The sequence below is a fragment of the Syntrophotaleaceae bacterium genome (assembly GCA_041390365.1).
Taxonomy (GTDB): Bacteria; Desulfobacterota; Desulfuromonadia; order Desulfuromonadales; family Syntrophotaleaceae; genus JAWKQB01.
In genome coordinates this window covers 961,594-978,804 of the sequence record JAWKQB010000003.1, presented here as the reverse complement: position 1 = coordinate 978,804, position 17,211 = coordinate 961,594, and the positions used below count along the sequence as shown (strand labels likewise).

The window sequence follows — 17,211 nt, the reverse complement described above, 5'->3', positions numbered from 1 at the left end:
GCACGACATGAGACACTTAGAATTCACGACAACAGACATAGAACTGGCGGCGGCGCTGATGGTGGCTTTGAATGCGAAGCCTTCCGAAATCCGTCCCGGCAAGGAGCTAGTCGAATTCACCTTCCCGAAGAACGAAGCGACCGAAAGCGTGATTACGAAATTTGCCGCCGGCAGCTTATTTCAAGAGGTTCGGCGGTTTGCAAGTAACAGAAGCTGGCTTTATCGCCAGGTTCGTGAAGTTGCCCGAACCGGGAAACCATGGGGAGGGGGACATGGACGCTGACTTGTTCGAAGCAGGCCGGACCGCTGCTGAATCTGTCGGTATCCAGTGGCGGCCGGTTCCGGCTGATGGGCGATGGCACAAGGTGCCAGTGGAGGGAAAAGGCTCCTCAAATAGCGCCGGGAGGATCAAGCTTTTCCCCGATGGAGAAGGGGGGCATGTCTGGAATCACGTCTCCGGAGAGCAAACTACCTTCTGGGTCCGAAGTGAAAGCAGGCTTGATCAGGCGGAGCAACTAGCTAGGCGCAAGCGGCTTGAGGAGTTGCGCCGCCAGGCTGTGGCCGAGCGGCAGAGGATGGCCAAAGAGGCGGCGGAGATATCGGCGAAACTGTGGGAGCGTGCCCGCGATGTGGATGCAAAACATGCCTATGTGGTCGCTAAGGGAATCAAGCCTTCTGGAGCAAAGCAGCTACGGGGTTCCCTGCTGATCCCGGTGCGGAACTCTGCCGGTGCTTTGAAGGGGCTGCAGTTCATTGGACCCGATGGAGCAAAGAAGTTCAAAACCGGCACAGAGATTGCCGGCAATTACCACGGAATCGGCAAGCCGAAAGACAAGACGGTTGTAGTTTGCGAAGGGTGGGCGACGGGGTGCACCCTGCACGAAGCGACGGGACATGCCGTTGCTGTTGCTTTCAACGCGGGGAATCTGCTGCCGGTCTGCCAGGCGCTGCGCTCCAAGTATCCGGCTTGGCGGCTGGTGATCGTGGCCGATGACGACCATGCCACCCCCGGCAACCCGGGCATTGCCAAATCGACTGAAGCGGCCAGGGCCGTGGGCGGTCTTCTGGCCGTCCCCGACTTTTCCGGGACGGAGCGAGGCGGCAAAGATACAGATAGCAACGATCTGGCCCGACTCTCCGGAATGGAGGCGGTACGGCTCTGCGTTGAACGAGCCGCCTCCCCCATATCTGAGCCCCCTCCCGACCAAGAAAACACTACAGAGGCCAAGCCTGACAGCGAGGGCGATGGAATCGAACGCCCTTTGCTCTTCGATGAATCCCGCACTCCCGATATTCCCCCTGAACTCTTGCCGTCCTGGTTGGGCGAGTTTGCCGGCGCCGTTGCCCGCAATACCCAAACCCCTCCAGCCATGGCGGTGCTGCTAGGCCTGGCTGCGGTGGCTACGGCCGTGGCAAAGCGCTTTGACGTGGCTCCCCATGACGGCGGCTACTCTGAGCCCCTAAACCTGTGGACGGCAACCGCCCTTCCCCCGGGGAGCAGGAAGACGGCCGTTGTTTCGGCCATGACCGGCCCGCTGATCGAGTGGGAGAAGGAAGAGGCCGAGCGCCTGGGGCCGGAGATTCGGCGGGTAGCGGCTAAGCGCCATGCTTTGGAGAAGCGTAAGGAGAAGCTGGCCAAGGATGCGGCCAACGCCGAAAGCCAGGAGCGGCTTGAGGAGGTATTGCAGAAGATCGAGCGGCTCGAAGGCGAGATTCCCGAGGAGCTGCGCGCTCCCCGGCTCTGGACCGGGGACACCACCCCGGAACGGCTGCAATCGCTTCTTGTGGAACACGGGGAGCGCATGGCCGTTCTGACCGACGAAGGCGGAATCTTTGAAGTCATGGCAGGGCTTTACAGTGGCGGGACGGCAAACCTCGATATTTTCCTTCAGGGGCACGCTGGACGAGCCGTCCGGGTGGATCGGCAAGGGCGGGCTGCTCACCTCGAAGCACCGGCGCTGACTTTCGGCTTGGCGGTGCAGCCGGAGATCCTGGCAGAACTGGCCAGCGGCGGCAAGCGCCGTTTCCGTGGCAACGGCACCCTGGCCCGTTTCCTGTTCGCGGTCCCCCGATCGAACATTGGCAGCCGCGATGTTCGGGCCGTGCATCACATTTCGGCGGACGTTGTGAGGCGCTACCGGGATGGGCTTTTCGACCTGCTTGAGATTCCGCCCAATATGAGCGAGGGGCGCGAGATCCCCCGCCGACTCACCTTGACCCCCCAGGCCCTGGACTCTTGGCATGCCTTTGCCGAGATGATCGAGCGCCGCCAAGGCGAAAACGGCGACTTGGAACCGATTCAGGATTGGTCCGGAAAACTCCCCGGCGCGGCGCTACGAATCGCGGGGGGCTTTCACCTGGTTGAGCATGGCAGCAAGCCGCCGGCGCAGATCGAGGCGGAAACCGTAGAACGGGCTCTGGACCTATGCGCACTGCTGATCGAGCACGCCCGGGCCGCCTTCGGCATGATGGAAAGCGAATCGGCCACGGCCGACGCCAAGGCGATCTTGCGTTGGATCATGGAGGAGCGCATGTGCCGCTTCCGGAAGGGGCTTGCCTATCGCCAGTTCAAGGGAAGGTTTACCGGGAAGCCGGACCGATTCGAGAAGGCTCTTCAGGAGTTGGAGGAGCGGGCCATCATTTCGGCCGCTGGAAAAGAAAAGACCAAAGGGAGAGCCGCCACCGTGTTCATCGTCAATCCGGCGCTCTGGAAGTAACAGAAATGACGGCGACCGACTGGCGACAATACAAGACCCGCTCCCTTAAGGGCTCCAAGGGCTTTAAGGATGAGGTGACAGGGGAAACGGACCCCTTAAAACCCTTAGAGCACTCGCCGTGTTCCCAGCGGGATTTAAGCAAAACTCTATGTAATTCCGGTAACTTAGATAGACATAAGACCTTAAAGCCCTTAAAGCCCGCAAAGGGGGAAATAAAAGAGACGAAAGGAGACGTTTCCGAGCGATTCCGAGTTATGGCGGAGCAGTGGGCGGAGCGTGCAGCAATCAAGGAATTCGATGGCGGGTTCTCCAGGGAGCAGGCCGAAGAGGAGGCCGCCAAAGAATATCAGTTGGGCGCTTTGCTTGAGGATCTGCGAAGGCAAGAGGGGCTCAGGAGTCTGAGCGGAATCTGACCAGGAAAACGGAAAGGGACGGAGTGCAAGTTATTGATTTTATTATATTTTATATAAAAAATATTATTATATACCTTATTTATCTTAAGGTTTTAAGTTTTCCTCCCTGTCTATTTACAACCCTTCTTTCCAGGGTTTTAAGGGCTTTAAGGTTTTAAGTCCAATAAGTACCTAGAATTAAATGGAAAACTTAAAGCCCTACGCAAAAGCACAAGATATTCCACAAGGGCTTTAAGGCACGCGGTAAAGGCATTGCTTTCGAATCGACACTTTAGAGCCCTTAAGGCCCTTAAAGCCTGTTCGGATTGATGAAAAATGCTGACAATTACTAGCATTTTTGTCTGATGGCCCACAGTAGAAGACCCAAAGGGGTTCATCCTGAAGGAGTGGAACCAAGGATGCTGCGGATGATGTCCGGTTGACAGCAGGAAAAACGGTAGTTGTGCCGGCAGAATGGATGGAGCGGGGGAAGGAGGAAAAGAAAATGATGTTTACCAGGTGGTTACTCGACGGCGAGCAGGCAATCAACAGGGGCTGCTGCTATTGCGGCCGCTACGCAAGGAGGGAGGACCATGGCAGGAGTTGAAGGATCTTCAATGTTGGGAAGAGGTACGGCGGCGGACAGTACAACTGATCCGATTGCCCGGGTGATCAAAATTTTGGCACGAATCATTTTTTTTGGAGGTTATCATGGCAGACCCGATAGCGAGGGCCGTTGATGTTTTTGCGAAGCTGAAGGGCATGGATTATCAGGCTAAAGAGGCGGACGCCCGGCGCGAGGACCGGGAGTTTCAACGGCGGATGGCGGAGAATCAGGAGTCGCGAGCGGCCGAGCAGTTTGAGATGAACAAGCGGACGTCAGAGGATAACGCGGCCTGGACCCAGATGGAGCGTAGTCGCCAGGTGGAGGGCTGGCGGGATGAAGATATTGCCGGGGCACGGCAGAAGGCAGACCAAATCCTGCTGGAATTTACAGGGCAGATGAAGGCCTCCGGCAAGGATGAATGGGGGGCGGAGGAGGTGCAAGCGCTTTTGACCCGCCTGGAACCGGTGAAGCACGGGTTGCGAAAGAAGCTGTCCGATCTCTACCACCTGCCGACTGTGACGGCACGGCGGGAAGCGACGGAGAATATCTTTAAGCAGCTCCATACCGGTACTTTTGATCATGACGACCTTTTGAAAAACGCCAATATTGCCTTTGAACCTGAGCTGGACGCCCGCGGGCAGAAGTACGGGGCGCAGAAGGTGCGCTTCAACCGGTTGGTACCATCGCCGCAAGGGGACGGCTTTATGGCGGAATTGGAGATTACCAAAGCTGATGGGTCGGTCTACCGCGCTCCGGCTACGGTCAATAGTGGCACGGTGGAGGATGGTGATAATGAAGTGAAAAATTTCCGCATGGAGGAGGTGTTCCCCTACCTGGTGGGGCAGCTGCAGACCCTGCAGGGGGCCGAGGCTTATCTGAAGTCGCGGGGACTGATCCAGGAGACGAAACGCAAGGTAAAGGAAGGCGGCTCGGATAATGCCGGCCGCTACCTCTACGACGAAAACAGCGGCGAGGTGTTGGGTCAGATTCATGGACCTATGGGTGGCATGGCTAGCGGAGGTAGGGGCGGCAGTGGCGGCGGGGTGAAGTCGCATTTGTATGATGAGCTACACCAGATGGCGCTGCGTTTGATGATTACCGATTACGGAATCGATGACGGGGATTTCGGATTAGATGCGATGGGTAATCAGCGGGTAGATGAAGACCGCTATCTGAACAAGCTGCCGAAGGCGGCCCAGAAGCGCTATCTGCGAGCGATCCAAGAGGGTGAACGGCTGATGGTGGAGGAGGGCCTGTCGCCGATCCTGGCGATACAGCAGGCCTTTGGTTCGATCGAGGGGCCGGAGGTGTTTGACCCGATGGTTTTGAAGAAGGCGGAAGAGATCGCCCGCAAGGAGGCGGCCAACAAGGCAGGTTGGTTTTCGTCGGATGGATCGGATTTTGCCCAGTCGGGCGGCACGCGGGAAGGGTTTATCGCGGAGAGGACCCAGTATTGGGCGCGCAAGCTGTCGGGAAAGGAAGGACGGACGGCCGGAAATGGTGGCGGCGGAACGGCCTTTTCCCGCCTGCCGGGGGGAGAACAGGCCGAGGCGAGCGCGACGAAGGTGGTAAAGGCGCTGAAGTCTATTCCCGATGAGGCGGCCCGGGTGAAGGAGGCGAAGCTGTTTTTGGCCAGTGATGCTCCAGAGGATGTGAAAGAGCAGGTGCGCTACCAGTATTGGGCGCAGGAAGTGCGGAGCAAGGCGGCCGAGGCGAGCGCGGCGCGCAAGGCTGAATATCTGGAGGGGCTGGCAAAGGAGGCGACTCCGCACAAGGTGCAGGGGCAGATTTATACCGGGATGAACCGGGCCATGGATCAGAGCGGTTTTGACCGCAACTGGCAGTTGAAGATGGTGGGCAAGGGGCTAGCGGCGGTGTGGAAAATTACGCCTGCGCAGTTGCTTGGGGCGCAGGTTGCGGGGGTCTGGGAGGATTTCCGTCAGTGGGCAACACATCGCTATCAGCGGCCGGACGCGGCGCAGGACCCGCAGGTGTTGGCGGAGTATGCCAAGGAAAATCCGGAGCGCGCGCGGCAGATCGAGCAAGAGGCGGTGCGGGTGGCGCAGGCAGGCAATAGCAGCGGCATGGCAAGGTAGAGCAACTTTCCAGATTCAAGGCCATTTACTTGTTTTTGGAGCGGCACGTGGCAACTGTCGACAAAAAACCCTTCCAGTCACTGCGGGAGGGTTTTTTTTCAGCGTCATGGGAAACATCTTGCGGCTACACAAAGGCCTGACCAGGGAGAGCATGAAAGGGGAAAATATTTCCTGGTCGTGGTATTTGGCGCGCTAAAGGGGTTTTAAAGGGTACTTTAAACGCGGCTCTATAGGTTAAAGAAAAACGGCTTTTATTTTAACTCACTTCGTGTAGAATAAAGGCCGCCATAATAGCGGACCTGATTATCCTGGAAAAAAGAAACTTCCCCCTGGGAGCAGGAGAAAAATGGATACAAATAAATTTGGTCCCCAAAAATCGGGTGAGCTTTACCCCATTCAGGGGGTGTCTGGAGCTACTCATGCATTTATTCCTGCCAAATTACCAATTAATTGGAAGTGGCCGGAAAAACTTTGGCCTCTTTTGGTAGAGGCAAGAACAGCTCTGGCAAGTCTTGACGGGGTAGGCAAGCATCTTCCTAACCCCCAGCTATTGCTAAGACCTTTGCAAAATAGGGAGGCTCTCCGGTCATCGAGTCTGGAGGGCACTTATTCAACGCCTGAGCAGCAGTTGCTTTTCCAGATTGATCCTCAGTATCCAAAATCAGAGGCAGACCCGGTAAACGCCCAAAGGGAAATTTTCAATTACGGAAAAGCCCTTAGATTAAGATTCGAGGCTCACGATGACCTCCCCTTGTCGCAAAGATTGATTCGAGAGCTTCATAAAATCCTTCTTGATGGCGTAAGAGGATCTGATAGTGAGCCTGGGGAATTTAGAAGAGTCCAAGTTCAAATTGGGCGGCCGCCAAGATTTGTTCCTCCGCCCCATCATTTTTTGAAAGACTTACTGGATGATTTTGAAAAATACCTTCATTCCGAGAAGCAATATGACCCACTGGTTGAATCTTTTATTTCTCACTATCAGTTTGAAACAATTCATCCATTTAGAGATGGAAATGGAAGGGTCGGTCGCTTGTTGCTTTCTCTGACAATTGCTGAGTGGTGTAATCTTTCCAGCCAGTGGCTTTACATGAGTTCCTATTATGATTCTAACAAAGATGAATATATTGACAGACTTTTTAATGTTAGCAGTAAAGGTGACTGGAAAGGATGGATAGAATTTTGTTTAAAAGGGGTAGTTGAAACAGCAAAAGACACAGAAGGAAGATGTGACAAACTACTGAAACTAGGTCATTCTTACAAGGAAAGAATAAATGAAGTTGGTGGTAGCTATAGGCTTCAAATGATACTCGACGATTTATTCATATCGCCCGTTGTCACAATACCATGGATAGCAAAAAAACATGATGTCACCTATCCAACTGCAAAATCCGATGTTGATAAATTGTTATCAGCAGGAATTCTTATTGAATTTTCGGATGCTCCGCAAAAAACATTCTACTCTCCGGAAATAGTCCAAATTACTTATCAGGAGTAATTGCAAGGGCCTTTTCTTTTTCCGGCCCAAGGAGGACGAAAAAAAATCTTGGCACCTATCTTGGCACCTCAAGACCAAATTAGGTCCAAAAACAGCAACACGCACTCCGGAAAAATTCCGTAAGTACCTGTTTTTATTGGTGGAGCTGAGGAGGATCGAACTCCCGACCTACGCATTGCGAACGCGTCGCTCTCCCGGCTGAGCTACAGCCCCACATCGGGGAGAATATACGAGGAAAACGGGGGCTGTCAACGAAAAGGAAGGGCCTTGGGAACTCCATCGACGGCCAGACGCACGATGAACAGGGCGCCCTTTTCCCGGTTCTGCACCTCTATGTCACCGTAATGATGCTCAATGATCCGGTGGACGATGGAGAGGCCAAGCCCGGTGCCGCTTTCGCGGGTGGTGAAAAAAGGGTTGAAGATGTTCCGCATGACTTCGGGGGAAATCCCGCCTCCGGTATCCTCGACCTCCACGGCAACCGCCTGATCGCCCCTCAGGAAGGTCGGGTAGGCACGAATGGTCAATCGGCCCCCTGAGATCATGACCTGACGGGCGTTGGCCATCAGGTTCACGAGCACCTGACGCAGCTTCTGTTCGTCCCCGCGAACGACAGGCAGGTTTTCGGCAATTTCGCAGACCACTTGGACTCCCGCCCGCTGCAGGGCGTCCTCCTCCAGGGTCAGTGCCTCTTCGATGATTGCTTCAATCTGGCACTCGCCGATACAGAGCATCTGTTTGCGCGAAAAGGCGAGGATATTCGTGAGCATCTCCTCCATACGGCGGACTTCCCGGACGATGATGGCACTGTACTCCTTTTCACTGCTCCCTTCCGCCCCGATCTTTGCCAGACGCTGAGCGAAGCCGCCAATGGCCACGAGCGGATTTCGCAGTTCATGGGTCACGGAAGCAGCCGTCTCTCCCAGAGCGGCCATTTTTTCTCCCTGAATCATCCGCTCCTGGGTCTCCCGCAAGTCGCGGTGGGACTCTTCGAGACGATGCAAAAGCAGGCAGTTTTCCATGGCCTGCGCTGCCTGATTGGCAAACAGCTCCAAAAAATGCCGGCGCTCCTGATGAATTTCGGTGCCGCTTCTGGGGTTGTCGACCACCAGTACGCCGAGAACCCTCTTGCGCCCGAGCAAAGGGGCACAGGCACAGGGTGCCAGGCCGAGGACCCGGGTCAGTTCCTCAAATGAAGTCGTTTCCGACTGGGGTGTCGGCACGAATACAACCCGCTTCTCCTGCACAGCTTTGGCCAGGGGATTGTCTGACGGGTCGAGGGGCAGGCGCTGCTTCATCACCTGACGGCAGAAGGGAGCCTGCCGTTGAGCCTCCCGGGCCGTTTCGCCGACCTCCGGCCGCTCCCAGGCCAGAAGCGCCTGATCGATCGGCAGAATCACCGGTGCCGTCTCCCGGGTTACTCCGAGCATGCCCTGCAATATTCCGCTTCGTTCATTGACCATGAAAAGCATGGCTCTTTCGAAACCCGGCCCTCCCTCAACCGTCGCCGCCGAAAGGATCAGATGGATCAGTTCATCAAGCCGCAGAGTGCTGTGAATGGCACGGGAAATCCGGTAGAGAAGGGACGTTTCTTCCAGCTTGCGCAGGTTTTCCGCCGAGAGGGCCTTGAGTTCCTCCAGGGCCGCCACCCTTTCCATTGACAGCGGGAGCAACTCGGCAACTGCCATCAGCACCTCGTGATGAGGACCGGGAGAGCTTTGTGTCTTTTCAGCCTGTTCTCCGAAAACCGTCATAACCCCCCAGAGATCCTTTCCAAGGACGAGAGGGAGGACCCTGACCTCCGGCCCCGACCATTCGGCAAGAAGATCTTCGCAGATCTCTTCCTGCGCGGATGAGGCGGCCCCGTTCTCCAGAACCCTGAAGGCCAGCTGTTCCTCCAGTTCCAGCATGCGGGTTTCCCAGACGGCCCAATGGCCCGCAATATGGAAAACGGGTGCCGAATGCACGGTTCCACCAACCAGCGGCCTCAGAAAAACGCCGCCCAGCGATAGCCGTGTCTGGAGCAGGAAAGAGGCCGCCTGCAGCAGTCTGTTCATCGTTCGGGCCTGGTTGATTTTGCGCGCCAGTTCCGCGAGCAGGGAAAGCGGACCTGCTGTACGAGCCCAGTCGGGTTCGCGCCTCATCCGCCACTGCATCGACCTGTTGTGCATAAGCAGGGTTACGGCGCCAACCAGGGCCTCAAATTGGGGAGAGCAGGGGAAGTCAGGGGGAAGGGACAGGGAGAGGACGGTAGAACCTCGCCCCGTTTCACCGGCGGCACATTGGACCTGGCAGCCGTTTCGAACCACCGAACCCGGCGAAGCCATGGCCATGGGGTCGACAGCACGCCCGGCGAATTGACTGGGATTAAAAAGGACGGGCCCGGCAGCGGGAATAACCTGCGACACCGGACCCTCGAAACTGTCCATGAGGAGCAGCACCACCTCGTCGACGGGAAGCGCCTCTTGCAGAAAAGCCAGAGCCTTTTGGAAAACTCGGGGAAAATCTTCTTGCTCCCGGTTGACGATTCCGACAACCTCGCACAAAACCTTGTGCCAGTCCAGCGTCATGGCAACCTTTCACCGCGGGGTCCAGAACGATCGGCAACCGGAAATTTCAGCCTATCTTCTCCTTGCGCTCCTGCTCGGTTTTGCACTCGATACAGAGAGTCGTCACCGGCCGGGCATGAAGCCGGGCTTCACCGATCGGCTCTTCACAGCACTCGCAAGTACCGAACTCTCCATTTTCGATTCGTTCAAGAGCGCTTCGAATCTTCATGATCAAACGGCGTTCCCGATCCCGGATGCGCAACTCGAAGTTGCGATCGGACTCCAAGGATGCCCGATCGGTGGGATCGGGGAAATTCCCGTTTTCATCGGTCATTTCCGAAACGGTTTTGTCGGCATCCTTTAGCAACGCTTCCAGTTGGGACTCAAGTATCGCCTTGAATTCTTCAATTTTTGCCTGGTCCATACTGCTGCTCCCTTGCTCATTTTGGAACTGTAAATCTAAATGAAAACCATCTTCAAGTCAACTAAATTGGGGGCCCGCAATCGCCTCAAAAATGTCCTGTCAACTGCTGCCAGAGTATGAGCAGGGAAAACAGCAGCGCGACCCAGCAGAAGAAGACATGACCATTATAACGAGGCGGATCCCCGGCCAGGCGAAGTGCCTCTTCCGCAACAGCCTCTTTTGGAGCACGGTTGACGAGGGCGGCTAACAGTGCCGGAAAACGTTCATAAGCATTGGAGATCAACAAAAATCTGTCGTCTACCCAGAGGGTAGTGAAAACCCGCTTCCGCATGACAACGGCCTCCAGGGCGGTGAGGTCGGAAAAACGGAGGATCCTGCGCCGAAACCACCGAAAAGCCGTTATCGACTCCTGATCCAGCACGATTCGACGAAAAAGGTTCTCCGTAAAAAGTCCGGCAAGGAGCAGAACTATCACACCTATTGCGATAAGCCTCCCAGGAGCCTGATTCCGGACGATACCGATACCCAGCATGCTCGCCTGAGACACCAGCAGCAAACCCAAAGGTACCTGGAATGCCCGCCGTATGCCAAAGGTCGATTTCTCCGCCATTTTTTACTCCTTGCAGCAGCTATGCAATTTAAAGGCCAAGTCTAGTCGTCACCATCGCCGAGGCCATTCAGTCCTGCCGTACAAAGGAGCCGCTTTTACCGCCGTGCTTTTCCATCAGACGGACTTCGCTGATCACCATTGCCTTGTCCACCGCCTTGCACATATCGTATATGGTGAGAGCAGCGCCGGCAACGGCGGTCAAAGCCTCCATCTCCACCCCGGTCTGTCCGGTGACCCGGACCCTGGCCTCGATTTCAATCCGCCCTTCTCCCGTGTGGGCAAAAAATTCGATGGAGATGGATGTCAGCAGCAACGGATGACACAAGGGGATCAGGTCAGGTGTTTTTTTGGCTGCCATGATGCCGGCTAGACGGGCAACGGCAAGCACGTCGCCTTTGGACATGTCCCCCTCGAGAATGCGCTGCAAGGTCGCTTCCTGCATCCTCACCTCTCCCCGGGCAACGGCCACCCGATGGGTCGGGGCCTTGTCCCCCACCTCTACCATTACAGCTTTTCCCTCTTCGTCAAAATGGGTCAGTTTATCGCTCATCATTGCTCCTTAAAGAAACTATTGCCCGATTACGATTATGACAACGACAATCATTACGCTACCGCTTCACGGACAACGAAAAAATTCTCACCACGCTCCAAGCACCACTTGGTATAAAACGCAACCTAGACTGTTGAATAGTCTGAAATCAGCCGCTTCGAGAACGGCGTCCGATCGAATCAGGGCCTGACATAGGGAAACCAGGCCTTGCTGAACGGTTGCCGCCCAAGCTTACCGGAGACTTCATCCCGCTCCTTTGACACAATCGGCTGCAGATTCTCGAAATCGACTGCCTGCAACTTGACCAGCAACCGCTCCGGGCGGCCAAGAAGGCCGGCGCCCTCTGCAGCCAGACGACCCGCCAGCCGCATGGCCTCATCGATGGACACCCCAAGCTCCCGGGCCATCTGGCGATGATACAGCATCAATCCCAGGTAATCAAAGTCGCATTTGCGAACCTCGGCGAAATCGAGGGAAAACCAGGCCAGGGCCCCCTCCGGGTTGGACAGAACTTCATAGGGAAGATTGATGACAAGCTTCAGGTCCGGGTTGATCTGTCGAACAGCTTCGCGCAGGGAAGTCGCCAAATTCAGCAGGGTTCGACCTTTCCACCGGGCCCAGAGGCGAAAAGCTGCGGAATAGGCGCCCACCCGTACCCGGCCTTCGGCATCCCGCCTCAGATTCCGATAAAAATCCTTTGGGTCCGGCAGTTGACCGGAATGATTGAGATAGGCCGAAAGGCCCGCTGCGGAAAATCCCTCGGTATGTCGCAGAACCAGATCGTCCTGGAGCAGGATTCCATCCAGATCATAACGGGCCAGATCCTCGAAGAGGGCCCGGAGCCGATTCCGGACTTCCGGGTGAAAGGGATCGAGCTTTTCCGTGGCAGTGACCGACCCCTGGGCGAGTTCATATCGGCGGCCGTGCAGATCCCGGGAACCGGTCAACGGGGTCGACAAAGTGTTTGCCCAGGCATACACCCTGAGTCCGGCGGCTCGGGCCAGAGGAATCAGCGGGGTCAGGATGTCGGCGACCACGGGGGCTTCCCGGGTTTTAAAGTAGACTCCGGCATCGGCCCCGGGTTGAATGAAGGGATAGAACCGGTCGCCGCGATTGTGAAACACGCGCACGACCAGGGTATCGAATCCCTGCTCCCGCATTCTTTGAAACTCCTGGCTCAGCTCTGCCTCGGTTTTGCAGGGAAGCCAGGATACCTGGGCGGCATACAATGGTTCGGTAGCGTCCGCAATGCCGGCCATCGGCAGCAGGAAAAGCATCAAACCCAGGACAATGCCAGCCGTCTTCAATCGAAAATCTCCTCGAGGGCATGACCGGCGCTGGCGACGCCGATCAGCCGCATGCCGGACGGAGCTTCCAGATTCTTCAGATTTCCCGCAGGCAGATAGCATCGGTTGAAACCTAGCCGCGCCGCCTCCCGGATGCGCAGCTCCGGGCGGGAAACGGCTCTGACCTCCCCGGTCAGGCCGACTTCGCCGAAAAGAATGATGCCGGCGGCAACCGGACGGTTGAGGTGGCTGGAGGCCAGGGCGGCCACGATCCCCAGATCGACGGCCGGTTCATCCAGTCGAACGCCACCGGCTACGTTGAGAAAGATGTCCTGGGACAGCAGGGAAAGCCCGACCTTCTTTTCCAGTACGGCCACCAGCAGCGAAACCCGATTATGGTCGATGCCGATGGCGGTGCGCCGGGGAGTGCCGAAGGAGGTCGAAGCGACCAGTGCCTGCAGTTCCACAAGGATCGGCCGGCTTCCTTCCAGGGACGGCACGACGACGCTTCCGGCGGACCCCTCCGGTCGTTCGGCCAGGAAGAGTTCCGAGGGATTGGACACCTCCGCCAAACCAGACTCCTTCATCTCGAAGACACCGATTTCATTGGTGGAGCCGAACCGGTTCTTGACCGCGCGCAGAATGCGGTAGGGATGGCCGGGATCTCCCTCGAAATAGAGAACTGTGTCGACCATGTGCTCCAGCATGCGGGGGCCTGCTATGGCGCCCCCCTTGGTGACGTGGCCGGTGATAAAGGTCGAAATGCCGCTGCCTTTGGCCAGCTGCATCAGCCGGCCGGCGCATTCCCGCACCTGAGCGACACTGCCCGGGGCCGATTCGAGGGCCGAAGTAAAGATGGTCTGAATGGAGTCGACGACCAGGAAAGCCGGCTGCAGCTCCCTGACCCTTTCGAGAATGGCTTCCAGGGAAGTTTCCGGGCAGACGTACAAATCGGGAGCGGATGCCCCCAGGCGCTCGCCCCGCAGCTTGACCTGGCGGGCGGATTCCTCGGCGGTGATATACAGAGCCAGTCCGCCCACGGCCAGCCGGTTGGCCGCCTGCAGCAGCAGCGTCGACTTACCGATGCCGGGGTCCCCGCCGATCAGGACCAGACTGCCCGGAACCACACCGCCGCCGAGGACCCGATCGAGTTCGCCGATGCCGCATCGGTGCCGCTCCTCGGCCTGCCCCTGCACTTCATGAATGCGCTGCGCCTTTGCAGGGGGAGGAAGCAAACGATTCTTGTCGCCGGCAACCGCCCTGGACTCTTCAGTCAGGGTATTCCACTGATCGCAGTCCGGACACCGCCCAAGCCATTTGGGGCTCTGGTACCCGCACTGCTGGCAGACAAAAATGGACCTGTTTTTCAACGCGACCTCCCCGAAAATTCCAAAAGGGGATTTTAGGCCATCCCCCCCACCCTGTCAATGAAACCGTGCCGGGCCACCTGACAGTTTCCGCAGAAAACTCGCGGGGGTAGACGGGATAGCGGTTCTTCTGTTAAGATTCCTGATCCTGGAAATCAGTTTTTCGGTATCGGTTACGCACACCCAATCGGGGGCGGGGTCGCTATCGGTATCGGAATAGCGCCTTTTCGCCCAGTTCGCCAGACACAGCGACACCGATACCGACGCCGAAACCGATTCCCCCCATACTATAAGGACAGAAAATTACCGCTTATGGAACCTCGCCTCATCAGGATTCTGAAGGATATCGTCGGGCCCGGACACGTCTCCACCGACAAGGCAGATCGCATCTGTTATTCCTACGACGCAACCCAGCAGGAATACCTGCCCGATGCCGTGGTCTTTCCGGCGAATGCTCAAGAGATCAGCCTGGTCATGAAAATGGCCAACGCCGAAAAGATTCCGGTCTATCCGCGCGGTGCCGGCAGCGGTTTTACGGGCGGCAGCCTGCCGATCAGAGGGGGCATCGCCCTCGTCCTGACCCGGCTCAATGCGATTTTGCGGATCGACGAAGACAATCTGATCGCCGAAGTGGAACCGGGCGTCATCACATGGAAATTTCAACAGGCCGTGGAGGAAAAGGGGCTGTTCTATCCGCCCGATCCCGCCAGCCTCAAGTTCAGCACCCTCGGCGGCAACGTCGCCGAATGTGCCGGCGGTCCCCGCTGCGTGAAATACGGGGTGACCAAGGATTACGTGCTCGGTTTGGAGGCGGTCACACCCCAGGGCGACATCATCCGGACCGGGGGGCAGACCATGAAGGGAGTTGTAGGCTACGATCTGACCAAGCTGCTGGTGGGCAGTGAGGGGACGCTCGGCATCATCACCCGGATTATCCTCAAGCTTCTGCCCCTGCCGGCCGCCAAAAAGACCATGCTGGTCGCCTTCGACTCCATCGACGGGGCGGCCCGGGCGGTGAGCGCCATCGTGCGCGGCAAGATCATCCCCACCACCCTCGAGTTCATGGACGCAACCACCATCCAGTGCGTCCGCCAGGCCACCGATCTGGCCATCCCCGAGAAAGCCCGGGCCATTCTGATCATCGAGGTGGATGGCGACCGGGACCTCATCGAGCGGCAGGCGGAAAAAATTCTGGACATCGTTTCCCCCCTCGGCGTCCTGGAAACCCGGGTGGCCGGCAACAGCAAGGAAAGCGAGGAGATCTGGCAGGTGCGCCGCAGCGTCTCGCCCAGCCTGCGCAAGGTCAATCCCGACAAGTTCAACGAGGACATCTGTGTGCCCCGCAGTCGTTTGCCGGAAATGATCCGTATCATCGAAGGGATCTCGAAGGAACTGCAGATTCCCATCGTCAACTTCGGCCATGCCGGTGACGGCAACATCCACGTTAACATCATGGTCGACCGGGCGGTTCCCGGGCACCAGGAGAAAGCCGAGGAGGCCATCGAAAGGATCTTCGCCGCCACCCTCGAACTCGGGGGGACCATGAGCGGGGAGCACGGAGTCGGCGTCACCAAGGCCCCCTACATCCCCATGGAACTCGACCCGGCAGCCGTTGCCTACATGAAAGCCATCAAGCGCACCCTCGACCCGAACAATATTCTCAACCCGGGGAAGATTTTCCTGGAAGAAAAATAGCGACCATTATTTATCCGCCTTTATCCGAAGTTATCTGCGTTCGATTCAGCATTTCAAAACCATTACCGAACGCAGATAAAGGCGGATGCACGCAGATAAAACCGGATAAAAACAATCTTTACGAGAATGATTTTATAGAGATGAATCGGCACAAAAAGCTTGAAGAGTACCGGGACCAGATCCGGCAGTGCGTCAAATGCGGGACCTGTCGTGCCCACTGCCCTGTCTTCAGTGAGGAGAATCGCGAAGCAACCGTCGCCCGGGGCAAGGTCGCCCTGGCCGAGGCGCTGCTCGATGGCGAACTTGGACCGGACGGTAAATTGGGAGAAAGCATTTCCAAATGCCTGCTGTGCGGCAAATGCGTGCAGAACTGCCCGAACCAGGTTCCGGTCGACGACATCATGCTGGCAGCACGCCGGGAGATCGCAAAACGCAAGGGTCTGAGCCTGTTCGGACGGGGAATCTCTACGGTGCTGAAAAGGCCTCTGCTGATGAAGCTTCTGGCCCGGGCCGGCGCTCTTTTTTCCCCTCTGCTGTTCAAAAAGATACAACGTCAGAGTGGCTTGCGGCTCCGGTTTCCCGCCCCCTTCATTACCCGGGACCGCTCCCTGCCCGAATTTACCGGGAAACCATTCCGGGATCGCCATCCCGAATTCCTGGCCGGCGCTCCCGACCGGCCGCTGGTGACCTTCTTTACCGGCTGTATGATCAACCACATCTATCCGGAGATCGGAGAAAGCGCCCTGCAGGCCCTTCGCCATCTCGGCATGAATGTCCTGATCCCGAAAGATCAGGGCTGCTGCGGCCTGCCGGCGCTCTGTTCCGGAGACGGAGCAACGGCGGAAAAACTCGCCTTGCGAAACCTGTCCGCCTTAACCCATCACCAGCCGGATCATATCGTCACCGCCTGCGCTTCCTGCCTCAGCGGCCTGACCAAATATATGCGGGAACATGGGGGGGAGTTCGAGCAACTGGCCGAAAAGGTCATCGACATCAATGTCTTTCTCGTCCACCAGGGACTTCCCGATGCTTTGCAGTCCCTGCCGGTACCGTTGCAAACCCGGCGGGTGACCTTTCACACCCCCTGCCACCTCCGCAACCACGGAATTCTCGCTGAGCCTAGAGCCTTGCTTCAGGCCGTGCCGGGAATCGAACTGGTGGAGATGACCGAAGCTGATAGCTGCTGCGGGCTTGGCGGCACCTTTTCGGTTTATCATTACGAAACCAGCAAAAAAATCGGCAGCCGCAAAGCAGAAGCGATTCGAAACAGCGGTGCGGAGCTGGTCGCTACAGCCTGCCCCGGCTGCATCATGCAGCTGCAGGATACGCTCAACCATGCCGGGCTGCAGCAAAGAGCCGTTCATGTTCTGGAACTGGTCGGCAGAGCAATTTCAGGAGACAACGCCTGAGCCCGCGTGACTCA

General features: G+C 57.2%; 13 protein-coding genes and 1 tRNA gene. 7 read left to right on the top strand and 7 right to left on the bottom strand.

Annotated elements, in window-relative coordinates; genetic code table 11:
• Positions 1-7: 7 nt before the first annotated feature.
• The 5 genes from R2940_16720 to R2940_16700 all read left to right on the top strand — a co-directional run bounded on the left by R2940_16720 (position 8) and on the right by R2940_16700 (position 7,307).
• Complete coding sequence (locus tag R2940_16720) at positions 8-283, top strand: hypothetical protein (protein MEZ4601433.1); 276 nt, start codon at positions 8-10, stop codon at positions 281-283.
• A complete protein-coding gene (locus tag R2940_16715) occupies positions 273-2,717 on the top strand; it encodes a DUF3987 domain-containing protein (protein ID MEZ4601432.1) in 2,445 nt (814 codons plus the stop codon). The genes R2940_16720 and R2940_16715 overlap by 11 nt, the downstream gene beginning before the upstream one ends.
• A gap of 254 nt (positions 2,718-2,971) precedes the next feature.
• Positions 2,972-3,130, top strand: a complete 159-nt coding sequence (locus R2940_16710) for a hypothetical protein (protein ID MEZ4601431.1) — start codon at positions 2,972-2,974, stop codon at positions 3,128-3,130.
• 690 nt (positions 3,131-3,820) lie between these two features.
• Positions 3,821-5,812 carry a hypothetical protein gene (locus R2940_16705; protein ID MEZ4601430.1) on the top strand — a complete coding sequence of 664 codons (1,992 nt, stop codon included), beginning with the start codon at positions 3,821-3,823 and terminating at the stop codon, positions 5,810-5,812.
• Positions 5,813-6,158: 346 nt separating this feature from the next.
• Positions 6,159-7,307, top strand: a complete 1,149-nt coding sequence (locus R2940_16700; protein ID MEZ4601429.1) for a Fic family protein — start codon at positions 6,159-6,161, stop codon at positions 7,305-7,307.
• A 137-nt stretch (positions 7,308-7,444) separates the two neighbouring features.
• Here R2940_16700 and R2940_16695 read toward each other — a convergent pair.
• From R2940_16695 to radA, 7 genes are all read right to left on the bottom strand, one after another.
• Positions 7,445-7,520: transfer RNA gene (locus R2940_16695), tRNA-Ala, on the bottom strand.
• Positions 7,521-7,555: 35 nt separating this feature from the next.
• Positions 7,556-9,877, bottom strand: a complete 2,322-nt coding sequence (locus R2940_16690; protein MEZ4601428.1) for an ATP-binding protein — start codon at positions 9,875-9,877, stop codon at positions 7,556-7,558.
• Between the two features lie 46 nt (positions 9,878-9,923).
• Positions 9,924-10,280: an RNA polymerase-binding protein DksA gene (gene dksA, locus R2940_16685; GenBank protein MEZ4601427.1), complete on the bottom strand. Its 357-nt coding sequence runs from the start codon at positions 10,278-10,280 to the stop codon at positions 9,924-9,926.
• Between the two features lie 85 nt (positions 10,281-10,365).
• Complete coding sequence (locus tag R2940_16680) at positions 10,366-10,890, bottom strand: hypothetical protein (GenBank protein MEZ4601426.1); 525 nt, start codon at positions 10,888-10,890, stop codon at positions 10,366-10,368.
• A 67-nt stretch (positions 10,891-10,957) separates the two neighbouring features.
• Positions 10,958-11,440: a cyclic pyranopterin monophosphate synthase MoaC gene (moaC, locus tag R2940_16675; GenBank protein MEZ4601425.1), complete on the bottom strand. Its 483-nt coding sequence runs from the start codon at positions 11,438-11,440 to the stop codon at positions 10,958-10,960.
• Positions 11,441-11,619: 179 nt separating this feature from the next.
• Complete coding sequence (locus R2940_16670; GenBank protein MEZ4601424.1) at positions 11,620-12,747, bottom strand: poly-beta-1,6-N-acetyl-D-glucosamine N-deacetylase PgaB; 1,128 nt, start codon at positions 12,745-12,747, stop codon at positions 11,620-11,622.
• The gene (gene radA, locus R2940_16665; protein ID MEZ4601423.1) at positions 12,744-14,096 is read right to left on the bottom strand and encodes a DNA repair protein RadA; all 1,353 of its coding nucleotides are present in this window, start codon (positions 14,094-14,096) and stop codon (positions 12,744-12,746) included. Before radA ends, R2940_16670 begins: the two co-directional genes overlap by 4 nt.
• A gap of 309 nt (positions 14,097-14,405) precedes the next feature.
• Here radA and R2940_16660 point away from each other — a divergent pair, with 309 nt between their 5' ends.
• Positions 14,406-15,788, top strand: coding sequence for an FAD-linked oxidase C-terminal domain-containing protein (locus R2940_16660; GenBank protein ID MEZ4601422.1), 1,383 nt, complete (start codon positions 14,406-14,408; stop codon positions 15,786-15,788).
• 140 nt (positions 15,789-15,928) lie between these two features.
• Positions 15,929-17,197, top strand: coding sequence for a (Fe-S)-binding protein (locus tag R2940_16655; protein ID MEZ4601421.1), 1,269 nt, complete (start codon positions 15,929-15,931; stop codon positions 17,195-17,197).
• The last annotated feature ends 14 nt before the right edge of the window (positions 17,198-17,211 follow it).

Bases quoted from the DNA above. Each gene is read 5' to 3' on its own strand.
- R2940_16680 (MEZ4601426.1), bottom strand. From the start codon at position 10,890: ATGGCGGAGAAATCGACCTTTGGCATACGGCGGGCATTCCAGGTACCT.
- R2940_16710 (MEZ4601431.1), top strand. From the start codon at position 2,972: ATGGCGGAGCAGTGGGCGGAGCGTGCAGCAATCAAGGAATTCGATGGC.
- dksA (MEZ4601427.1), bottom strand. From the start codon at position 10,280: ATGGACCAGGCAAAAATTGAAGAATTCAAGGCGATACTTGAGTCCCAA.
- R2940_16705 (MEZ4601430.1), top strand. From the start codon at position 3,821: ATGGCAGACCCGATAGCGAGGGCCGTTGATGTTTTTGCGAAGCTGAAG.
- R2940_16655 (MEZ4601421.1), top strand. From the start codon at position 15,929: ATGAATCGGCACAAAAAGCTTGAAGAGTACCGGGACCAGATCCGGCAG.
- moaC (MEZ4601425.1), bottom strand. From the start codon at position 11,440: ATGAGCGATAAACTGACCCATTTTGACGAAGAGGGAAAAGCTGTAATG.
- R2940_16700 (MEZ4601429.1), top strand. From the start codon at position 6,159: ATGGATACAAATAAATTTGGTCCCCAAAAATCGGGTGAGCTTTACCCC.
- R2940_16690 (MEZ4601428.1), bottom strand. From the start codon at position 9,877: ATGACGCTGGACTGGCACAAGGTTTTGTGCGAGGTTGTCGGAATCGTC.
- R2940_16715 (MEZ4601432.1), top strand. From the start codon at position 273: ATGGACGCTGACTTGTTCGAAGCAGGCCGGACCGCTGCTGAATCTGTC.
- R2940_16720 (MEZ4601433.1), top strand. From the start codon at position 8: ATGAGACACTTAGAATTCACGACAACAGACATAGAACTGGCGGCGGCG.
- R2940_16660 (MEZ4601422.1), top strand. From the start codon at position 14,406: ATGGAACCTCGCCTCATCAGGATTCTGAAGGATATCGTCGGGCCCGGA.